Here is a 19533-nt window from a genome sequence, read left to right on the forward strand (position 1 = left end):
TAGCAGTAGCAGTAGCAGTAGCAGTAGCAGTAGCAGTAGCAGTAGCAGTAGCAGTAGCAGTAGCAGTAGCAGTAGCAGTAGCAGTAGCAGTAGCAGTAGCAGTAGCAGTAGCAGTAGCAGTAGCAGTAGCAGTAGCGAAGAATAAAACCAAAAGAAATACAGCTACACTTATCAAAAAGTTGTCCCCCTCCTCTTTAATGCTCTATGTGAACCGTACGACGACAACGGTAAGTCTGTTCTACTTATTACAATATACCGCACATATACGGAGTGTTATCGCTCATGCAGTTAGGCTTATTACAAAAAAAACGGCTCTCAATGAGAGCCGTTTTATCAACAGTGGGCGTTGACTTACAATATTAACGTCTTGCCTTATTGGTCAATTCGATAACTCGCAGTTTTGCCAACGCTTTTGCCAGTTCAGCAGAGGCCTGAGCATAATCAATATCACCATGAGAGCTATTAATCAGCTCTTCTGCACGGCGTTTTGCCTCTTGTGCACGCGCGAGATCTAAATCTTCGCCACGAATAGCAGTATCTGCCAAAACCGTTACCGAATTAGGCTGAACTTCAAGCAACCCCCCAGAAAGATAGATAACCTCTTCTTTTCCGTGTTGTTTAACTATCCGTACCATACCCGGCTTAATGGCAGTCAACAAAGGTGTGTGGCCAGATAAAATACCCAACTCACCTTCATGACCGGTCACTTGAACGGTTTCAACCAGACCCGAGAAAATACGCTTCTCGGCACTGACAACATCCAGCTGAAAGGTTATTGCAGCCATATTGCCCTCCTCAACGAAGCATTAATACTTCTTGGCTTTCTCAACCACTTCGTCGATGCCACCTACCATGTAGAAAGCTTGTTCTGGCAGATGATCAAAATCACCTTCCAAAATGCCTTTAAAACCACGGATAGTCTCTTGTAGCGGAACATACTTACCTGGTGAACCAGTAAAGACTTCAGCTACGAAGAATGGCTGAGACAAATAACGCTCAATTTTACGCGCACGAGATACAGTCAACTTGTCAGTTTCAGACAGTTCATCCATACCCAAAATCGCGATAATATCTTTCAGCTCTTTATAACGCTGCAAAACAGACTGAACATTACGCGCAACATCATAGTGCTCTTGACCTACAACTTGTGGATCAAGCTGACGTGATGTTGAATCGAGCGGATCTACAGCTGGATAAATACCTAAAGACGCAATCTGACGGCTCAGTACCACGGTCGCATCTAAGTGTGCAAACGTGGTTGCCGGAGACGGGTCAGTCAAGTCATCGGCAGGAACATAAACAGCCTGTACCGAGGTAATAGAGCCAGTGCGGGTAGAGGTAATACGCTCTTGCAACACACCCATCTCTTCAGCCAGTGTTGGCTGATAACCTACTGCTGATGGCATACGCCCTAACAGTGCTGATACTTCCGTTCCTGCTAAGGTATAACGGTAGATATTGTCGATAAACAGCAGAACATCACGGCCTTCATCACGGAATTTTTCCGCCATGGTCAAGCCAGTCAGTGCGACACGCAGGCGGTTGCCTGGTGGCTCATTCATCTGACCATACACCAGCGATACTTTATCCAGTACGTTGGAGTCTTTCATTTCGTGGTAGAAGTCGTTCCCTTCACGGGTACGCTCACCTACGCCGGCAAATACCGAGTAACCTGAGTGCTCGATCGCGATATTACGGATCAGCTCCATCATGTTTACGGTTTTACCTACACCAGCACCACCAAACAAACCGACTTTACCACCTTTGGCAAACGGGCAGACAAGGTCAATAACCTTGATACCCGTTTCCAGCAGTTCAGTGCTGTTTGCTTGATCTTCATAGCTTGGTGCTTCACGGTGGATAACCCAACGATCTTGCTCACCGATAGGACCTTTTTGGTCAATCGGATTGCCCAGCACATCCATGATACGGCCCAGTGTTTCGACCCCAACAGGAACAGTGATCGGTGCGCCAGTATTGGTTGTTTTCAGACCGCGCTTAAGACCATCAGAAGCCCCCATCGCGATACAACGCACAATACCACCGCCGAGTTGTTGCTGAACTTCCAGCACCAACTCAACACCTTCAACTATCAGTGCATCGTACACCTGAGGTACAGCGTCTTGCGGGAACTCTACGTCCACCACTGCGCCGATGATCTGGACAACGTTTCCAGTAGCCATCTTGAATCCTCTAAAGTAATTCGTTTGCCCTTAAACCGCCGCAGCGCCGGACACAATTTCGCTCAATTCCTGAGTAATGCTGGTCTGACGGGCTTTGTTGTATACCAGCTTCAGCTCATCTATCAGATTACCGGCATTGTCAGTCGCCGCCTTCATGGCCACCATCCGCGCCGCTTGCTCACAAGCAAGGTTTTCGACCACACCTTGATACACTTGCGATTCAATAAAGCGCGCAAGCAGTGTATCGAGCAATGGCTTTGGATCAGGCTCATATAAGTAATCCCACTTATGCGTTAGGATCTCTGGTTTTTCCGGCTTAGGTAAGGGCAGAATCTGATCGATCGTTGGCACTTGCGACATGGTATTTACAAATTGGTTATACACCACGTACAACTGATCTAAACGGCCTTCATCATAGGCTTGCAACATCACCTTTACAGGCCCGATCAGATCGGACAAAGTCGGTGTATCGCCAAGACCATTCGCCTGAGCAACCACTTTTGCTCCTGCAGAGCTAAAAAAGCTGGTTGCTTTTGAACCGATAACGGCCAATTCAACGGCAACCCCTTGGTCACTCCATGCTTTCATGCTGCTGAGGGTCTTTTTGAACAAGTTAATGTTCAAACCACCACACAGACCACGATCTGTAGAAATAACCAAATAGCCGACACGCTTGATCTCTCGTTGTTCTAGGTACGGATGTTTGTACTCCAGATTACCAAGCGCGATATGACCGATCACCTTACGCATAGTTTCAGCATAAGGGCGACTAGCAGCCATGCGCTCTTGCGTTTTACGCATTTTAGACGCAGCCACCATCTCCATCGCCTTGGTGATCTTTTGTGTGCTTTGCACACTGGCGATCTTTGTTCGTATCTCTTTTGCGCTGGCCATCTCTGCCTCTCCGTCATTACAGGTGGCTGCTTACACAGCCACCCGACAGGTTACCAGGTCTGGGTTGCCTTGAAGGTTTCAAGAATAGACTTAAAGCCATTCTCAATCTCTTCGTTGTAACCACCAGTTTGGTTGATCTGCGTGATGAGCTCTACATTTTCACGTTGAGCATAGGAAAGCAGAGCCGCTTCGAAATCACCGATTTTATTGAGCTCAACATCATCGAGATAACCGCGTTCAGCCGCAAACAAAACCAAAGCTTGTGCTGCAACTGACATGGGTGCGTACTGCTTTTGCTTAAGCAATTCAGTCACTTTTTGACCATGCGCCAGTTGCTTACGGGTTGCATCATCCAAATCAGAGGCAAACTGTGCAAACGCGGCCAATTCACGATACTGCGCCAACGCGGTACGAATACCACCAGAAAGTTTCTTGATGATCTTCGTCTGAGCGGCTCCCCCTACGCGAGATACAGAGATCCCTGGGTTAACTGCTGGGCGAATACCTGAGTTGAACAGGTTAGATTCCAAGAAAATCTGACCATCTGTGATAGAAATCACGTTGGTCGGAACGAACGCAGATACATCACCGGCTTGGGTTTCAATGATTGGCAATGCAGTCAATGAACCTGTTTGGCCTTGTACTGCACCGTTGGTAAAGCGTTCAACATAATCAACGCTAACACGAGCAGCACGCTCAAGCAGACGGGAGTGTAAATAGAATACATCTCCTGGATATGCTTCACGACCAGGTGGACGACGCAACAGCAAAGAGATCTGACGGTAAGCTACCGCTTGCTTAGACAAGTCATCATAAACAATCAGTGCATCTTCACCGCGATCACGGAAATATTCACCCATCGCACAACCAGAGTATGGCGCTAGGTATTGCAAAGCTGCTGATTCAGATGCTGATGCAACCACTACAATGGTATTGGCCAGAGCACCATGCTCGTCAAGTTTGCGCACTACGTTAGCAATGGTCGACGCTTTCTGACCAATAGCAACATACACACACTTAATACCAGAATCGCGCTGATTGATAATAGCATCAATCGCCATTGCGGTTTTACCGGTCTGACGGTCACCGATAATCAGCTCACGCTGACCCCGACCAATAGGGATCATCGCATCAACTGATTTATAACCGGTTTGTACTGGCTGATCGACTGATTGGCGATCAATAACCCCTGGCGCGATCATCTCAACAGGTGAGAAACCGTCGTGCTCAAGTGCGCCTTTACCATCAATTGGCTGACCCAGTGTATTAACTACACGACCCAGCAAACCACGACCAACCGGAACCTCAAGGATACGGCCGGTACAAGAAACTTTAGTGCCTTCTGCCAAATCGGCATACGGGCCCATTACTACTGCACCTACAGAGTCACGCTCAAGGTTGAGTGCAATAGCATAACGACTACCTGGCAGTGCGATCATCTCACCCTGCATCACATCGGCCAGGCCGTGGATGCGAATAATCCCGTCACTGACCGAAACGATAGTACCTTCGTTGCGAGCGGTGCTCACAACATTGAACTGAGCAATACGTTGCTTGATCAGTTCACTGATTTCGGTGGAATTAAGTTGCATGCTCCAGTCCCCTTAAGACTGCAACGATTCTGTTAAACGGGTGAGTCGTCCGCGAATTGAACCATCGATCACCAGATCGCCGGCACGGATCACTACTCCCCCCATTACAGAACTCTCAATGTTGCAATTCAGCTTCACTTTGCGTGCCAAACGTCTTTCCATGGCAGCTATGATTTTATCTTGCTGCTCTTGGCTTAATGGCGTAGCAGAAGTTACATCAACCTCTACTGTCGCTTCATAAGCGGTACGCAGTTCAGTGAACTGCAACAGAACATCAGATAACACCGCCAATCGTCGATTTTCTGCCATTACCCGAATCAGGTTTTGGCCATATTCATCGAGTTGTTCAGCGCAGATGGCGATCAGTAAATTAGATAACGCTTCAGGCGCTAACGCACCGTCTAACAGCGGAGCTATCTCTTCATTACGCGCAACTTCCGCCGCAAACCCCAGCATATCCTGCCAGTGTGTGATGGCATTCTGCTCGACTGCAAAGTCAAACGCTGCTTTGGCGTAGGGACGGGCAACCGTAGTCATTGTAGACATAAGCCCTACCCTCCTTATTACAGTTCAGCGACTAATTTATCGACGATATCGCTGTTTGCAGCTTCATCGACGGAACGTTCGAGGATGCGTTCTGCACCGGCAATCGCCAATACAGCAACTTGCTTACGCAGCTCCTCACGCGCACGTTTACGTTCAGCATCAATTTCAGCACGACCTTGCTCAATGATCTTCTGACGTTCAAGGTCAGCTTCATTGCGCGCTTCGTCTAAAATGATCGCTTTACGCTTATTCGCTTGTTCAATAATGGCCGCTGCCTGCACTTTGGCATCTTTAAGTTGATCTGCTGATTTAACTTTGACCAACTCTAAATCTTTCGTTGCACGATCTGACGCTGCCAGACCATCGGCAATTTTGTTCTGACGCTCTTCAATGGCTGCAATCAATGGCGGCCAAACGAGTTTCATGCAGAACCAGACAAACAAAATAAATGAAATTGCCTGGCCTAGCAGGGTTGCGTTGATATTCACAACAGCACCTCTCTAACAGTTAAGTGGCCGCTGATCATTAACCCTGCAACAGACCCACAAACGGGTTAGCGAAGACGAAGAACAGTGCAATACCCACTGCAATCATAGAGATCGCATCAAGTAGACCTGCAACGATAAACATTTTAACTTGCAGAGCCGGTGCCATTTCAGGCTGACGAGCAGAAGCTTCAAGGAATTTGCCGCCTAAAATAGCAAAGCCGATAGCAGTACCCAGCGCAGCCAGACCGATCATGATAGCAACACCGATGATAGTAATGCTAATTACAGTTTCCATGGTTATCTCCAATTTATGTTTATAAACAGCTAGTTATTAAGGTTAGGTGTTACTTTTAATGATCTGAATCCGTATGCGCCATGCTCAGGTACACCACGGTCAGCATCATGAAAATGAATGCTTGTAAGGTAATAACCAGAATATGGAAGATGGCCCAGCCTAGCTGTAAGAACGTGGCAATAAAGCCAGAACCTAAGCCTGCGGTATACATCACTGCAATCAGGATAAAAATTAACTCGCCTGCATACATGTTACCGAACAGACGCAAAGAGAGTGAAATCGGCTTTGCTATCAGGGTGACCAGTTCCAGAACTAAGTTAAAGGGGATCATTAGCGGGTGGTTAAATGGGTGCATAGTGAGTTCTTTAATGAACCCTTTTGTCCCTTTAACCTTAATGCTATAAAAAATAATCAGGAAGAACACGCCAATTGACAAAGCAAAAGTGGTGTTCAAATCGGTTGTTGGTACAACACGCATATAGGGAAAGCCTACATGCTCGGCAGCCACTGGCAGGAAGTCAACTGGTATTAAATCCATGGCATTCATCAAGAATACCCAGACAAAAATAGTCAATGCTAATGGCGCAATGGTGTTATTGCGACTTTGGAAAGTATCGCGGACTGTCTGATCAACAAAGTCAACCAGCATCTCAACGGCGCATTGCAATTTACCTGGTACACCAGATGTTGCTTGCACAGCGACACGACGAAAAACCCATAAAAATAGGCAGCCGATAGCAAAACCAAAAAATAGCGTATCTAGATGAAATGTCCAAAAACCCTGCCCCACTGACAAATGAGTCAGATGGTGCTGAATATACCCGGACGGTGTGAGAGCTTCACCCGATGCAGACATGATGCTTCCTACTCGTTGTTGTTAAGAATTACGGGTGCTAACAGATTAACTATCAACACGGCCAAATAGGTCAAGCACAAGGGAATGAGTAATACATCCATGTACCTGTACACGAACACAAATAACGCCAGCGTTAAACCAATTTTTGCCACTTCACCGACAAAAAAAGATCGCATAACTAAACTTGATTGGCGAGCTCCTGAATAACGGAAAGCACACCAAGCAAAAACAGCATTAGGTAGCAGAACAATCAGCCCAGAAGCTAATGCCGACCATGCCCATACTCGGCTATACCCTAAAAATGCTAATGCGCATATAAATACAACACCAGCTTGAATAAACCACAGTTGGCTCGCCAGTTTTCGCCCTTGAGCAGCTAATGATGACATACCACCTTTCTTACTTGACGATTAATCTGTGGCTATAATTGCACACCATCATCATATTCAATAGCGGCTACTGTTACTGAAAATAAAGTAAGCTTCTACAATGACTGCTACCGACACTAAAGTGATGGAAATTATACGGAGTCGGTAATGCAATGCAATCAGTTCGCAGCAAAAACAAGTCAAATCATTTACATTTTGTAAACTTTATGCGTCTGTTTTGTATGACGTTTGAGTCTAATTGTAACTGAAATGCCATGCTTCCCGCATTTATTGTTAATGGTTTTGATTTATCTCTACGAATTATCTGCAATTGCAGAATAAACACACCAGGTTTACATAAAATATAACGAGGCATTTACGCGTAAAAAAAGAGCGAAAAGTGTTACAAATTAATCGCACTCATGATTTTATTTTGTTGCTAACGACAAGACAATAAAATGTCAAACATACTGCGCTTTGAGTAAAAAAAGAGAAAAGGTCTTACTATTTTGCGATTTATTTCACAGAATAAAACCTAAACAGATATTGCATATCCATTCGTTTAATTAATATCTCAAAATAAATCAGAAAAAAGCCCACATTAAAATAAGTGGGCTTTATGTATTACTGAATATTTTTTTTACCAATTAAAATTAAATGTCTTTCTGCATTAAGCTCTGGAACTTGTAGTGGGATCACAGATTTAACATGACACCATGCCGGTAATTCATCTGTTTCATGTTGTAGGTGTACCCCTTTTAGTGCATAAAACAGCCCATGCTCTGCTGCTGGAAGATGCTGGCACCAGTGCAACATATCGTTCAGTGAGGCAAATGCTCGGCTTAACACACCGTCTAACGGCTGCTCAGGTTGATACTCTTCTACTCGGCTCTGTACTGCAGTGATATTGGTTAAACCCAGTTCGTGCTGAACCTGACGAATAAAGCGAATTCGCTTACCCAAACTGTCGAGTAACACAAAGTGCTTGTCTGGGTTCATAATCGCCAATGGGATCCCCGGTAAACCGGGGCCGGTACCCACATCAATAAAGCGCGTCCCCTGTAAGTAAGGGCTTACTACTACGCTATCCAAAATATGCTTAACCAGCATCTCTTGTGGATCACGAACTGAGGTCAGGTTATAAGCTTTATTCCATTTATCGAGCAATTGCACAAACCCGAGCAACTGCTGTTTTTGCTGTTCAGAAACACTCAACTCTGTTTGTGCCAGCAACTGATTTAATTTTTCAGCTAACATCATACGTCCTTTAGGATCGTTTACGCGGTTCGACGTAACAAGCCCTGCTTTTTTAACCAGATCAGCAAAATAGAGATTGCCGCGGGTGTAATGCCGGAAATGCGTGAGGCTTGTCCGATACTGGTTGGGCGGTGATCATTGAGTTTTGCGATCACTTCATTTGAAAGACCATTAACCTGTTGATAATCAATATCCTCAGGCAGCAGCGTATTTTCATTACGCAGTTGCTTGGCGACTTCCTCTTTTTGCCGCGAGATATAACCGTCATATTTAACTTGAATTTCAACCTGCTCGGCAGCTTGTTGATCAGCTAATGGCGGCATAAATGCACTTAGCTTGGTCAAGGTGGCATAATCCATTTCTGGTCGACGCAGTAGATCTTCACCGCTGGCTTCACGCGACAATGGCGCAGACAAGGTTGCATTGACTTCGTCAATTTGCTCGGTTTTCGGGTTTACCCATGTTTGACGCAGACGTTGACGCTCTTGCTCGATACTTTCCAGTTTCTGGTTAAAACGAGCCCAGCGCAGATCATCGACTAAACCAAGTTCACGCCCTTTGGCAGTAAGGCGTAAATCGGCGTTATCTTCACGCAGTAGCAGACGGTACTCTGCACGTGAGGTAAACATACGGTACGGCTCTTGTGTTCCGAGAGTGCAAAGATCATCAACTAGCACGCCCATATAGGCTTGATCACGGCGTGGGAACCATCCCTCTTTTTCCTGAGCATACAGACCGGCATTCATACCCGCCAGCAGGCCTTGTGCTGCAGCTTCTTCGTAACCGGTTGTACCGTTAATTTGACCTGCGAAGAACAGCCCACGGATCACTTTGCTCTCAAGAGTCTGTTTGAGATCGCGAGGATCAAAGAAATCATACTCGATCGCATAACCTGGACGTACGATATTGACATTTTCCATGCCGTGGATCGAACGCACAATGGCCATTTGTACATCAAACGGCAAGCTGGTTGAGATACCATTTGGGTAGATTTCGTGGCTAGTTAATCCTTCAGGCTCTAAAAAAACCTGATGACCATTACGATCACCAAAACGCATGACTTTATCTTCGATCGATGGACAATAACGTGGACCGATCCCTTCGATGATCCCCGCATACATCGGGCTACGATCCAAGTTGGTACGGATCACATCGTGAGTGCGCTCATTGGTATGCGTGATGTAGCAAGGCATTTGCTCTGGGTGATCCTCAGCGCGCCCCATAAAGGAGAATACCGGTGCAGGATTATCACCCCACTGCTGCTGAAGTACTGAAAAATCAATGGTTCTGGCATCAAGGCGTGGCGGTGTACCGGTTTTTAAGCGATTGACTCGTAACGGTAATTCACGTAATCGGTGTGATAGCGCAATAGCAGGAGGATCACCGGCACGACCACCGCTGTAATTTTCTAGCCCGATATGGATCTTACCGTCAAGAAATGTACCAACGGTCAGTACTACTGCTTTGGCACGAAACTTTAAGCCCATTTGGGTCACTGCACCGACAACCTGATCGTTTTCAACGATCAGATCTTCGACCGCTTGCTGAAAGATCTGCAGATTTGGCTGATTCTCTAGTGCCATTCGGATTGCTTGGCGGTACAGAACACGGTCTGCTTGTGCGCGAGTAGCACGTACCGCGGGGCCTTTACTGGCGTTTAAAATACGAAATTGGATACCAGCTTTATCGGTAGCAAGGCCCATTAAGCCGCCAAGAGCATCAAGTTCTTTTACCAAATGCCCTTTACCAATACCGCCTATGGCTGGGTTGCAAGACATATGCCCCAATGTGTCTACATTGTGAGTTAGCAGGAGTGTCCGCAATCCCATGCGGGCAGATGCCATCGCGGCTTCGGTTCCGGCGTGTCCGCCACCGATCACGATGATGTCGAAGGGATCTGGGTAAAACATGATCGCCACACCTCGATTTGTGCGTTAAGAAGATCAACGGGGGGATGAGTGTCACAGAGAGGTAATTCTACTGAAGTTTAGCGCAGAGTGAAACCGTGATCTGATCCGGTATTAAATTAAATAAAGATCTTTTATATAGAGATCTTTTATTGGATCTTTTATTAAGATCGCATGATCGTGTGGATAAGCTTGAATTGATCAACAAGATCATCGAGTTAAAAAGGATCTTTTCTTGTGGAGTAACCGTGATCCTAGTAAGGATAAGCTGGGATCTAAACAGCACTTTATCCACATAGGGAGATCTTGCTATTAGTTATTAATCGAATAACTACCGGTTATCCCCCTGTTTTATCCAACCTTATCCACAGATTAATGATAAAAATAAATAAAAAAATTTAGAAGTGAGTTATCCACTGCGTAAGCCATACTTCAGCCAACTCTTCGGGGATAACTCCACTGCTGACATCGATCTCAAGCCGTGATCCGATCCGTTGAGCATGACGTTGCTCTAGGGCTTGATCGAGTGTATGTGCTGCCTGACAGAAGGTATCGTAATCACGGCTGCCAAGCCCGATGATCCCGTATTGTAGTGTGCTGAGATCGTCTTGCTGTTCGAGTTGTTGTAAGAACGGTTGGAGGTTATCAGGTAATTCTCCTGCGCCATGTGTTGAGCAAATCAATAACCAAACCCCATTTGGTGATACATCATGCCATTGCGGGCCATGAAAAACCTGTGTGGTTATTGATTGCTGCGTCAGTTGAGCTTCAAGATGTTCGGCGACATATTCTGCACCGCCAAGGGTACTGCCAGTGATCACGCTGATGGTTTTCATTGTGGTTATACAGTCTGTTATTGAGTGTGTTTTTTATTGTACCGTGCAAGGATTGGCTTGCCCAGATCAGATGAAGATCTTGTGGATAAGTGATCAATTGCCTGGATCGATAAAAAATGCACGTGGCTGAGTGTGTAGGATTATTTATTGAGATCTTGCGATCATTTGCTGTTGAGAGGGCAACATTAACTCGTATTGAGTGTAATAAAGAGTGCATAGAGGGTTGGATTTGGGGTTTTCGTTTCACATTTTTCTGATGATAAGGGCGATTTTTATAGGGAAAATAAAAAGGCAGTGCCCATCTTTTGGAAAAAAAGGGCTGAAAAATGGGTAAGAACCTGCATGAGATAATTAAGACCTCATGCAGATCAGTGAGAACAAGAAAAGGGTGTGTTTATTTCCCAATACAGAAACTGGTGAATATGCGTCCTAGCAGATCGTCAGAGCTAAACTCTCCGGTAATTTCACTAAGAGATTGTTGTGCTAAACGTAGCTCTTCAGCCAACAGCTCTCCGGCGTTGTAGCCGACCAGTTGTGCTAATCCAAGCTGCAGATGTTGCTCTGCTGTTTCGAGTGCTTGAAGATGGCGGCGGCGGGCTAAAAAGCCGCCTTCTGGTGCGCTTTCAAAGCCCATTGATTGTTTTAGATGCTGACGTAGTAACTCAACGCCTGCGCCTGTATGCGCTGATAGACGCTGCAGTGTGTAGCCGGTATGTTCGCTCAGACCGAGTGCTTCACCGGTCAGATCAGCCTTGTTACGAATCACCGTTATCGGAATATTCTCCGGCAAACGGGCGATAAATTCTGGCCAGATCTGCTGTGGCTCAACCGAGTCGGTAGTTGTACCATCTACCATAAAGAGTACCCGATCTGCTTGTGCGATTTCACTCCATGCCCGTTCAATACCAATACGCTCTACTTCATCAGTGGCTTCGCGTAAACCTGCGGTATCAATGATATGCAAAGGCATACCATCGATATGGATGTGCTCACGCAGTACATCACGGGTTGTACCGGCAATGTCGGTTACAATGGCGGCATCACGCCCCGCCAGTGCATTTAGCAAACTCGATTTACCGGCATTTGGGCGGCCTGCAATGACGACTTTCATCCCTTCACGCAGCAAGCTGCCCTGGCGAGCTTCTGCCCGAACTTGCTGCAGCTCGGTCATGATGGCGTTAAGATCACCAAGTACTTTACCATCTGAGAGAAAATCGATCTCTTCATCAGGAAAATCAATGGCCGCTTCCACATAGATGCGCAGGTGAATGAGTGATTCAACAAGTTGATGAATACGTTTAGAGAAAACACCTTGTAATGAGTTAACGGCTGAACGAGCTGCTTGTTCTGAGCTGGCATCAATCAGATCGGCTATCGCCTCGGCTTGGGCCAGATCGAGTTTATCGTTCATAAAAGCGCGCTCTGAGAACTCGCCCGGGCGAGCGACTCGCAAACCAGGAAGGGTGAGAATGCGCTTCATCAGTAAATCAAGGATTACTGGCCCACCGTGGCCTTGCAGTTCAAGAACATCTTCACCAGTAAAAGAGTGGGGAGCTTTAAAATAGAGCGCAATGCCTTGATCAAGTACGCTGTTATCAGCATCTTTAAACGGGAGGTAATCGGCATAGCGTGGTTTTGGGCAGCGCCCTAACACCGTATGCGCGACGGCAACGGCTTGTGGGCCAGATACGCGCAGAATGCCTACACCGCCACGTCCTGGCGGTGTGGCTTGGGCAATAATGGTCTCTTGATTGCTAGTTGGAGTACTATCTGCTGATTGGGTGTCATTCAAAAGGGTCATGACGTTTCCTGAAAAAAAGGCGACCTAAAGGCCGCCTATGCTAAAAGTGAGGTCAGCTTGCGCTTATTTTTTATCGCGCGAATGTAGACCTTTGCGCTCAAGGCTGCGATAGATAATTTGTTGCTGGATGATAGTCACACAGTTAGAGACTAACCAGTACAGTACCAGACCTGACGGGAACCACAGGAAAAATACAGTAAACATTATCGGCATAAAGCTCATGACTTTTTGCTGGATAGGATCAGTCACGGCACTTGGTGATAACTTCTGCAAGAAGAACATTGATACACCCATCAGCAGTGGCAGGATGTAGTACGGATCAGGCGCAGACAGATCGTGAATCCACAGCATAAAAGGTGCATGACGCAGCTCTACTGACTCCATCAGCGTCCAATACAGGGCGATGAAAATCGGCATTTGCAAAATGAGAGGTAAGCAACCCCCTAATGGGTTAACTTTCTCTTTCTTGTACAGCTCCATCATCTCTTGGCTCATGCGCTGGCGATCATCACCGAGACGCTCACGCATTGCTTGCAGTTTGGGCTGTAGCATGCGCATTTTGGCCATAGAGCTATATTGTGCTTTGGTCAGCGGATACAAAATTCCTTTCACAATAAAGGTGATCAGAATAATGGCAACGCCCCAGTTACCAACAATGCCATGTAAGAATTGCAGCAGTTGGAACATTGGTTTAGCTATAAACCATAACCAACCGTAATCGATAGTCAGATCAAGATTAGGGGCCACTTTTTCCATGGCATCTTGCAGTTTTGGCCCAATCCACAATACGCTGTCGAGATCTTTAGTCTGACCTGCGGCGATAACTGTTTCTGGACCACGGAAGCCCATAAAACCAATACCATTGCTATCACGGCTATACAGTTGGTTCGTTTCACCCGCAGGTGGTACCCATGCGGTAGCAAAGTAGTGTTGCATCATAGCAACCCAACCACCTTGGGTTGAAATGGCCAGATTTTTCTCTGCCATCTCTTTGAAGCTGTATTTTTTATAACGAGTATCAGCAGAAGAGTAAGCGCCACCATGATAGGTAGGCATAGTCAGGCTGCCCCCTTTTTCGGTGACAGTCTGCTTCATTTGGCCATACAGCTGCACGGTAACTGGTTTATCACTTTGGTTATTGATGCCGTAATTTACATCAACCGCATAGCTATTTGGTTTTAAAACGAAGGTTTTGGTATAAGTTACCCCGTTTTTGACCATTTTCAGAGGAACGCGCAGTTCAGACTGATTTTGGCCCAACGTAAAGCTATCACCCTCAATTTGATACTGGGCACGACCAGCGGTCGTGTCGATACCGTCAGTGCCAATTAAACCACTTTGCGCAACATAAGTGTGCTTGGCAGAGTCATTGAGCAATACCAGCGGTTGCGTTGAGTTGAGTGATTCTGGGTATTTTAACAGCTCTGCTTTCACCACATCGCCGCCTAAGGTGTCGATAGTCAGACTCAGCACATTGCTTTGTACTGTAATCAGACGACCTTGAGTGCTGCTATCAAGGGTTTGCGCGCTGTCAGCCTGCGCAGGTACGTCACCTGCTGCTTTTGCTTCAACCTGTTGTGTTGCTTCAGTAGTAGGATGCTGACCAAAGTCAGTATTCCACTGTTGATACACCAGGAAGGAGACAAAAAGCAGAGCGATGAGAAGGAGGTTACGTTGGGAATCCATCGTCAATGTTCTCTGTTATCGTCGGGTTTGGGGGGAACGGGGTCGTACCCACCTACGTTCAAAGGGTGGCATTTTAATACGCGTTTGATTGTCAACCAACTACCTTTTACTGCTCCAAACCGGCGCAATGCCTCAATTCCGTAATGTGAGCAGGTAGGTTGAAAGCGACAACGGGGGCCTATCAGTGGGCTGATAACCCACTGATAGACTTTGATGAATACTATCATCAACCACGCGAGAGGCGAGAATGGCGACGCCATAATTTACTCAAAAGCTCCGTCAACTCAGGGTTACTGAGTTCGCCAATGCCTTTTTTAGCTATCACCACAAAGTCTACCGAAGGCAGTTCATGCTGATTAAGGCGAAAGCTTTCTCGAACCAGACGTTTAATGCGATTGCGATCATGAGCACGTTTTAAATGTTTCTTCGCGACTGTTAGGCCAAGACGAGCATGATCTAGCGTGTTCGCACGCGCAAGAATTGTGAGTTGGGGAGAGCCTGCCCGTTGAGGCTGCTGGAAGACGACGCTAAATTGAGCGGGAGTTAACAAACGTAACTCCCGAGGAAAAGCTAACTTAACCACACTATGTTCAGTGTTCAGTTAAGCTGACAGGCTGGCGCGACCTTTAGCACGACGACGACCTAATACTGCACGACCACCTTTAGTGGCCATACGAGCACGGAAGCCGTGAGCACGGGAACGCTTCAGAACTGACGGTTGGAAAGTGCGTTTCATGGCGATTTCTACCTAAATCTGTATTACTGATCAGTAACGTATTACGTAGTCAATACGTAATACGACGAGCGCTTGTTCGGCTGACTTATTCTTGCGAACAGGACAGTTTTGAACAAAATGGCGCCTCAAAAGAGGCAGAATTGTAGTGATTGTACAATCCTGAGTCAATCGGCATCTGTTCAATAAACATAAGTTTTGCGCTGATTGAGAATTATACGCAAGCTGTGCATAAGTACAAGGATCAGAATGATCCTTGAGTAAACGGCTGGGTTTTGTTCCATTGGCTGATCATGCTGGGGATCGGATCGCGATTTTTCTGTGGATAACAGAAGATCTTAGCCGGGCTTTAGGCTATGATCATCGGTCCTCTGATCGTGATCTGAGGTTAGAGTAGAGATCTTATTTGGGGACTGTGTGTTTCCCTTTTGTATAGGTATTGTTCGAGTGGAGTCCGCCGTGTCATCTTCGCTTTGGCAGCAGTGTCTTGCCCAGTTGCAAGAAGAGCTACAAGCCACCGAATTCAGCATGTGGATCCGTCCCCTACAGGCGGAGCTACGCGACAATACGTTGACGTTATATGCGCCAAACCGTTTTGTATTGGATTGGGTTCGCGATAAGTACTTAAACAGTATTAATCGCCTGCTAAATGATTATTGTGGTGCACAAACGCCAGAATTGCGTTTTGAAGTCGGCAGTAAACCTGTTAGCGTTGTGCTGCCAGAGTCTACTTCTGCACGCCCATCTGCACCTGTTGTTGCAGCAGTTCCGCAACTCAAGTCTGCGCCATCGCGCAGTTGGGATTTAGCACCTGTACGGCCTGATATTCAGCATCGTTCTAATGTAAATCCAAAGCACTGCTTTGATAATTTTGTAGAAGGTAAATCAAACCAGCTTGGCCGTGCTGCAGCTCGTCAGGTGGCTGATAATCCCGGTGGGGCGTATAATCCACTGTTTTTATATGGTGGTACTGGCCTTGGAAAAACCCATCTATTGCATGCGGTAGGTAACGGGATTATTGCCCGTAAGCCGAACGCCAAAGTGGTGTATATGCACTCTGAGCGGTTTGTGCAAGATATGGTAAAGGCCCTGCAAAACAACGCAATTGAAGAGTTTAAGCGTTACTACCGTTCTGTTGATGCACTGCTCATTGATGATATTCAGTTTTTTGCCAACAAAGAGCGTTCTCAAGAAGAGTTCTTCCACACTTTCAATGCGTTGTTAGAGGGTAATCAGCAGATTATTTTAACCTCTGACCGTTATCCTAAAGAGATTAACGGAGTGGAAGACCGGCTTAAATCGCGTTTTGGCTGGGGTTTAACGGTTGCTATTGAGCCACCAGAGCTAGAGACGCGGGTTGCCATTTTGATGAAAAAGGCGGATGAAAATAATATCCGTTTACCCGATGAAGTGGCCTTTTTTATCGCTAAACGCCTGCGCTCGAATGTGCGAGAATTAGAGGGGGCGTTGAATCGGGTGATTGCCAATGCCAACTTTACTGGTCGGGCAATTACCATTGATTTTGTGCGTGAAGCACTGCGCGATCTGCTGGCTCTGCAGGAAAAGCTGGTCACTATCGATAATATTCAAAAGACTGTTGCCGAGTACTATAAAATTAAAGTCGCAGATCTGTTGTCAAAACGGCGCTCACGCTCGGTTGCCCGACCTCGTCAGATGGCGATGGCGTTATCCAAAGAGCTAACTAACCACAGTTTACCTGAAATTGGTGATGCGTTTGGTGGCCGAGACCATACAACTGTGTTGCATGCTTGCCGCAAGATAGAGCAGTTGCGTGAAGAGAGCCACGATATCAAAGAAGATTACTCTAACTTAATTCGGACATTGTCATCATAACGCCATGAAATTTATCGTAGAACGTGAACGCCTGCTAAAACCGTTACAGCAGGTTTGCGGAGCTCTAGGTGGGCGACCGTCTTTACCGATTTTAGGCAACTTGTTATTACAAGTAGCGGAAGGCTGCCTGCTGATTACCGGTACTGATCTGGAAGTTGAGATGGTTGTACGCATCGCCCTGCTGAGTGAACAGCAAAATGGTGCGGTGACGGTGCCTGCGCGCAAGTTTCTTGATATCTGCCGTGGTCTGCCTGACGGTGCTGAGATTACCGTGCTGCTTGATGGTGATCGGGTTTTGTTGCGCTCTGGTCGCAGCCGTTTTTCACTCTCAACCCTACCGGCAGCCGACTTTCCCAATTTGGATGATTGGCAAAGTGAAGTTGAATTTGCGCTGCCACAGGCCACGTTACGCCGCTTGATTGATGCAACGCAATTTTCAATGGCACATCAAGATGTGCGTTATTACCTGAACGGTATGCTGTTTGAAACTGAAGGTGAAACGCTGCGAACGGTAGCAACTGATGGCCACCGCTTGGCGGTCTGTAATATGCCTATCGGGCAAGATTTACCGCAGCATTCGGTGATTGTGCCACGTAAAGGGGTGCTAGAGCTGGTTCGGTTGCTTGATGGCGGGGAGACACCGTTATTATTGAAGATCGGGCGCGGTAATTTACGGGCAATGGTGGGTGATTTTACTTTTACCTCAAAGTTGGTGGATGGCCGTTTTCCAGACTACCGCCGCGTATTGCCCAAAAATCCGGATAAATCACTAGAAGCTGGCTGTGACGAGCTTAAACAGGCCTTTTCACGTGCGGCGATTTTATCTAATGAGAAGTTTCGGGGCGTTCGCCTACACATAGCACCAAATTTGCTGAAAATCACTGCCAATAACCCTGAACAAGAGGAAGCAGAAGAGATCCTCGATGTGGACTATCAAGGGCAAGAGCTAGAAATTGGGTTTAATGTTAGCTACGTGCTGGATGTATTAAATACCCTCAAATGTGACCGTGTTCGTTTGCTGTTAAACGATTCAGTATCGAGTGCACAGATTGAAGATTGTGCAAGTGATTCAGCGGCTTATGTCGTGATGCCGATGCGTTTGTAGTGGCCAACATTGTGACTGACGGCAGTTTTTTTTAACATGGCGATAACGCGCCTGTTAGTGCAGGATTTTCGTAATATCTCCCATGCAGATCTGACCTTTGACAGCGGATTTAATTTTCTGGTCGGGGCTAACGGTAGTGGGAAAACCAGTGTGCTTGAGGCGATTTATTACCTTGGGCACGCGCGTTCGTTTAAAAGCCAGTTGACCAGCCGTGTTATCCAGCATGAACAGCCGCACTTTGTACTGCATGGTCGGGTGCAGGATGGGCAGCATACGGCTTCATTGGGGCTACAAAAAACGCGCCAAGGTGAGACGACGGTGCGTATTGATGGGCAAGATGGGCATAAGGTGGCTGAGTTAGCTCAGTTATTGCCTATGCAATTGATTACGCCAGAGGGGTTTACGCTGTTAAACGGTGGTCCGAAGTATCGGCGTGCATTTCTTGATTGGGGGTTATTCCATGATGAAACGGCGTTTTATCCTGCATGGAGTAATCTTAAACGTCTGCTCAAACAGCGTAATGCTGCGTTAAAATCGGCACGGCGTTATGCAGAGCTACGCCCTTGGGACCGTGAGCTGGTACAATTAGCAGACAGTGTCAGCGCATGGCGTAGTGCGTATGCTGAGGCAATTGCCGTAGAGATTCAGCAGACTTGCACGCTATTTTTACCTGAGTTACCCATCAGCGTCAGTTTTCACCGCGGCTGGGAGAAAGGCGCTGAGTATGCCGCACTACTAGAGCGTGATTTTGAGCGTGATCGTGCGCTCACTTATACCGCAGTAGGCCCGCACAAGGCGGATTTTCGTTTTCGTGTGGCAGGTGCACCGGTAGAAGATGTGTTGTCCCGCGGACAGCTCAAATTGTTGATGTGTGCATTGCGTTTGGCACAAGGGCAATACTTGACCCAGCGCAGTGCACGCCAATGTATTTATTTGATTGATGATTTTGCCTCTGAGCTCGACAGCGAACGACGACAGTTGTTGGCTAACAAGCTCAAACAGACTGGGGCGCAAGTATTTGTAAGCGCCATTAGTCCTGAACAGATCAGTGATATGACTGGTGAGCAGGGCAAGATGTTCTATGTGGAACAGGGCAAAATAAGCGCACAATGACAGTGCAGGATAAGAAGGC

21 protein-coding genes are annotated in these 19533 nt (G+C 46.8%); 4 read left to right on the forward strand and 17 right to left on the reverse strand.

The window, feature by feature from the left end; translation table 11 throughout:
- Positions 1 to 350: hypothetical protein (locus ACRC53_RS00340; RefSeq protein WP_438641600.1), on the forward strand; the 350-nt coding region annotated here is incomplete at its 5' end.
- Between the two features lie 9 nt (positions 351 to 359).
- Here ACRC53_RS00340 and ACRC53_RS00345 read toward each other — a convergent pair.
- The 17 genes from ACRC53_RS00345 to rpmH all read right to left on the reverse strand — a co-directional run bounded on the left by ACRC53_RS00345 (position 360) and on the right by rpmH (position 15445).
- A complete protein-coding gene (locus tag ACRC53_RS00345; RefSeq protein ID WP_438641601.1) occupies positions 360 to 785 on the reverse strand; it encodes a F0F1 ATP synthase subunit epsilon in 426 nt (141 codons plus the stop codon).
- A 21-nt stretch (positions 786 to 806) separates the two neighbouring features.
- Positions 807 to 2183, reverse strand: a complete 1377-nt coding sequence (gene atpD / locus ACRC53_RS00350) for a F0F1 ATP synthase subunit beta (RefSeq protein ID WP_438641602.1) — start codon at positions 2181 to 2183, stop codon at positions 807 to 809.
- A gap of 30 nt (positions 2184 to 2213) precedes the next feature.
- Positions 2214 to 3077, reverse strand: a complete 864-nt coding sequence (atpG, locus tag ACRC53_RS00355) for a F0F1 ATP synthase subunit gamma (RefSeq protein ID WP_438641603.1) — start codon at positions 3075 to 3077, stop codon at positions 2214 to 2216.
- Between the two features lie 50 nt (positions 3078 to 3127).
- Positions 3128 to 4669 (reverse strand): F0F1 ATP synthase subunit alpha, encoded by a 1542-nt coding sequence (gene atpA / locus ACRC53_RS00360; protein WP_438641604.1) that lies wholly within the window; start codon positions 4667 to 4669, stop codon positions 3128 to 3130.
- Between the two features lie 12 nt (positions 4670 to 4681).
- Complete coding sequence (atpH, locus tag ACRC53_RS00365) at positions 4682 to 5215, reverse strand: F0F1 ATP synthase subunit delta (protein WP_438641605.1); 534 nt, start codon at positions 5213 to 5215, stop codon at positions 4682 to 4684.
- A gap of 17 nt (positions 5216 to 5232) precedes the next feature.
- A complete protein-coding gene (atpF, locus tag ACRC53_RS00370; RefSeq protein WP_438641606.1) occupies positions 5233 to 5703 on the reverse strand; it encodes a F0F1 ATP synthase subunit B in 471 nt (156 codons plus the stop codon).
- A gap of 37 nt (positions 5704 to 5740) precedes the next feature.
- On the reverse strand, positions 5741 to 5998 hold the full coding sequence (gene atpE, locus ACRC53_RS00375; protein ID WP_010863012.1) for a F0F1 ATP synthase subunit C: 258 nt from the start codon (positions 5996 to 5998) through the stop codon (positions 5741 to 5743).
- Positions 5999 to 6053: 55 nt separating this feature from the next.
- Positions 6054 to 6854 (reverse strand): F0F1 ATP synthase subunit A, encoded by an 801-nt coding sequence (gene atpB, locus ACRC53_RS00380; RefSeq protein WP_438641607.1) that lies wholly within the window; start codon positions 6852 to 6854, stop codon positions 6054 to 6056.
- A gap of 8 nt (positions 6855 to 6862) precedes the next feature.
- Positions 6863 to 7243 carry an ATP synthase subunit I gene (locus ACRC53_RS00385; RefSeq protein WP_438641608.1) on the reverse strand — a complete coding sequence of 127 codons (381 nt, stop codon included), beginning with the start codon at positions 7241 to 7243 and terminating at the stop codon, positions 6863 to 6865.
- Positions 7244 to 7846: 603 nt separating this feature from the next.
- Entirely contained in the window at positions 7847 to 8479 is a 633-nt protein-coding gene (gene rsmG / locus ACRC53_RS00390) for a 16S rRNA (guanine(527)-N(7))-methyltransferase RsmG (RefSeq protein ID WP_438641609.1), read from the reverse strand.
- A 20-nt stretch (positions 8480 to 8499) separates the two neighbouring features.
- Positions 8500 to 10389 (reverse strand): tRNA uridine-5-carboxymethylaminomethyl(34) synthesis enzyme MnmG, encoded by a 1890-nt coding sequence (mnmG, locus tag ACRC53_RS00395; protein WP_438641610.1) that lies wholly within the window; start codon positions 10387 to 10389, stop codon positions 8500 to 8502.
- A 395-nt stretch (positions 10390 to 10784) separates the two neighbouring features.
- The gene (gene mioC / locus ACRC53_RS00400) at positions 10785 to 11222 is read right to left on the reverse strand and encodes an FMN-binding protein MioC (protein WP_438641611.1); all 438 of its coding nucleotides are present in this window, start codon (positions 11220 to 11222) and stop codon (positions 10785 to 10787) included.
- Between the two features lie 394 nt (positions 11223 to 11616).
- Complete coding sequence (gene mnmE / locus ACRC53_RS00405; RefSeq protein WP_438641612.1) at positions 11617 to 13023, reverse strand: tRNA uridine-5-carboxymethylaminomethyl(34) synthesis GTPase MnmE; 1407 nt, start codon at positions 13021 to 13023, stop codon at positions 11617 to 11619.
- 63 nt (positions 13024 to 13086) lie between these two features.
- Positions 13087 to 14709: a membrane protein insertase YidC gene (yidC, locus tag ACRC53_RS00410; protein ID WP_438641613.1), complete on the reverse strand. Its 1623-nt coding sequence runs from the start codon at positions 14707 to 14709 to the stop codon at positions 13087 to 13089.
- Between the two features lie 2 nt (positions 14710 to 14711).
- Positions 14712 to 14969: a membrane protein insertion efficiency factor YidD gene (gene yidD / locus ACRC53_RS00415; RefSeq protein ID WP_438641614.1), complete on the reverse strand. Its 258-nt coding sequence runs from the start codon at positions 14967 to 14969 to the stop codon at positions 14712 to 14714.
- Positions 14936 to 15292 carry a ribonuclease P protein component gene (rnpA, locus tag ACRC53_RS00420; protein WP_438641615.1) on the reverse strand — a complete coding sequence of 119 codons (357 nt, stop codon included), beginning with the start codon at positions 15290 to 15292 and terminating at the stop codon, positions 14936 to 14938. Before rnpA ends, yidD begins: the two co-directional genes overlap by 34 nt.
- Before the next feature lie 18 nt (positions 15293 to 15310).
- Entirely contained in the window at positions 15311 to 15445 is a 135-nt protein-coding gene (rpmH, locus tag ACRC53_RS00425; RefSeq protein ID WP_438634651.1) for a 50S ribosomal protein L34, read from the reverse strand.
- Positions 15446 to 15901: 456 nt separating this feature from the next.
- Between rpmH and dnaA the strand changes: the two genes are divergently transcribed.
- The 3 genes from dnaA to recF are packed head-to-tail and all read left to right on the forward strand — an operon-like array spanning position 15902 to position 19514.
- Positions 15902 to 17296, forward strand: coding sequence for a chromosomal replication initiator protein DnaA (gene dnaA, locus ACRC53_RS00430; RefSeq protein ID WP_438641616.1), 1395 nt, complete (start codon positions 15902 to 15904; stop codon positions 17294 to 17296).
- Positions 17297 to 17300: 4 nt separating this feature from the next.
- Positions 17301 to 18401 carry a DNA polymerase III subunit beta gene (dnaN, locus tag ACRC53_RS00435; protein ID WP_438641617.1) on the forward strand — a complete coding sequence of 367 codons (1101 nt, stop codon included), beginning with the start codon at positions 17301 to 17303 and terminating at the stop codon, positions 18399 to 18401.
- A 36-nt stretch (positions 18402 to 18437) separates the two neighbouring features.
- Positions 18438 to 19514: a DNA replication/repair protein RecF gene (recF, locus tag ACRC53_RS00440; protein WP_438641618.1), complete on the forward strand. Its 1077-nt coding sequence runs from the start codon at positions 18438 to 18440 to the stop codon at positions 19512 to 19514.
- Positions 19515 to 19533 lie beyond the last annotated feature (19 nt).

This window comes from Plesiomonas sp. (genome assembly GCF_051652165.1).
Classification (GTDB): domain Bacteria; phylum Pseudomonadota; class Gammaproteobacteria; order Enterobacterales; family CAMTGL01; genus Plesiomonas.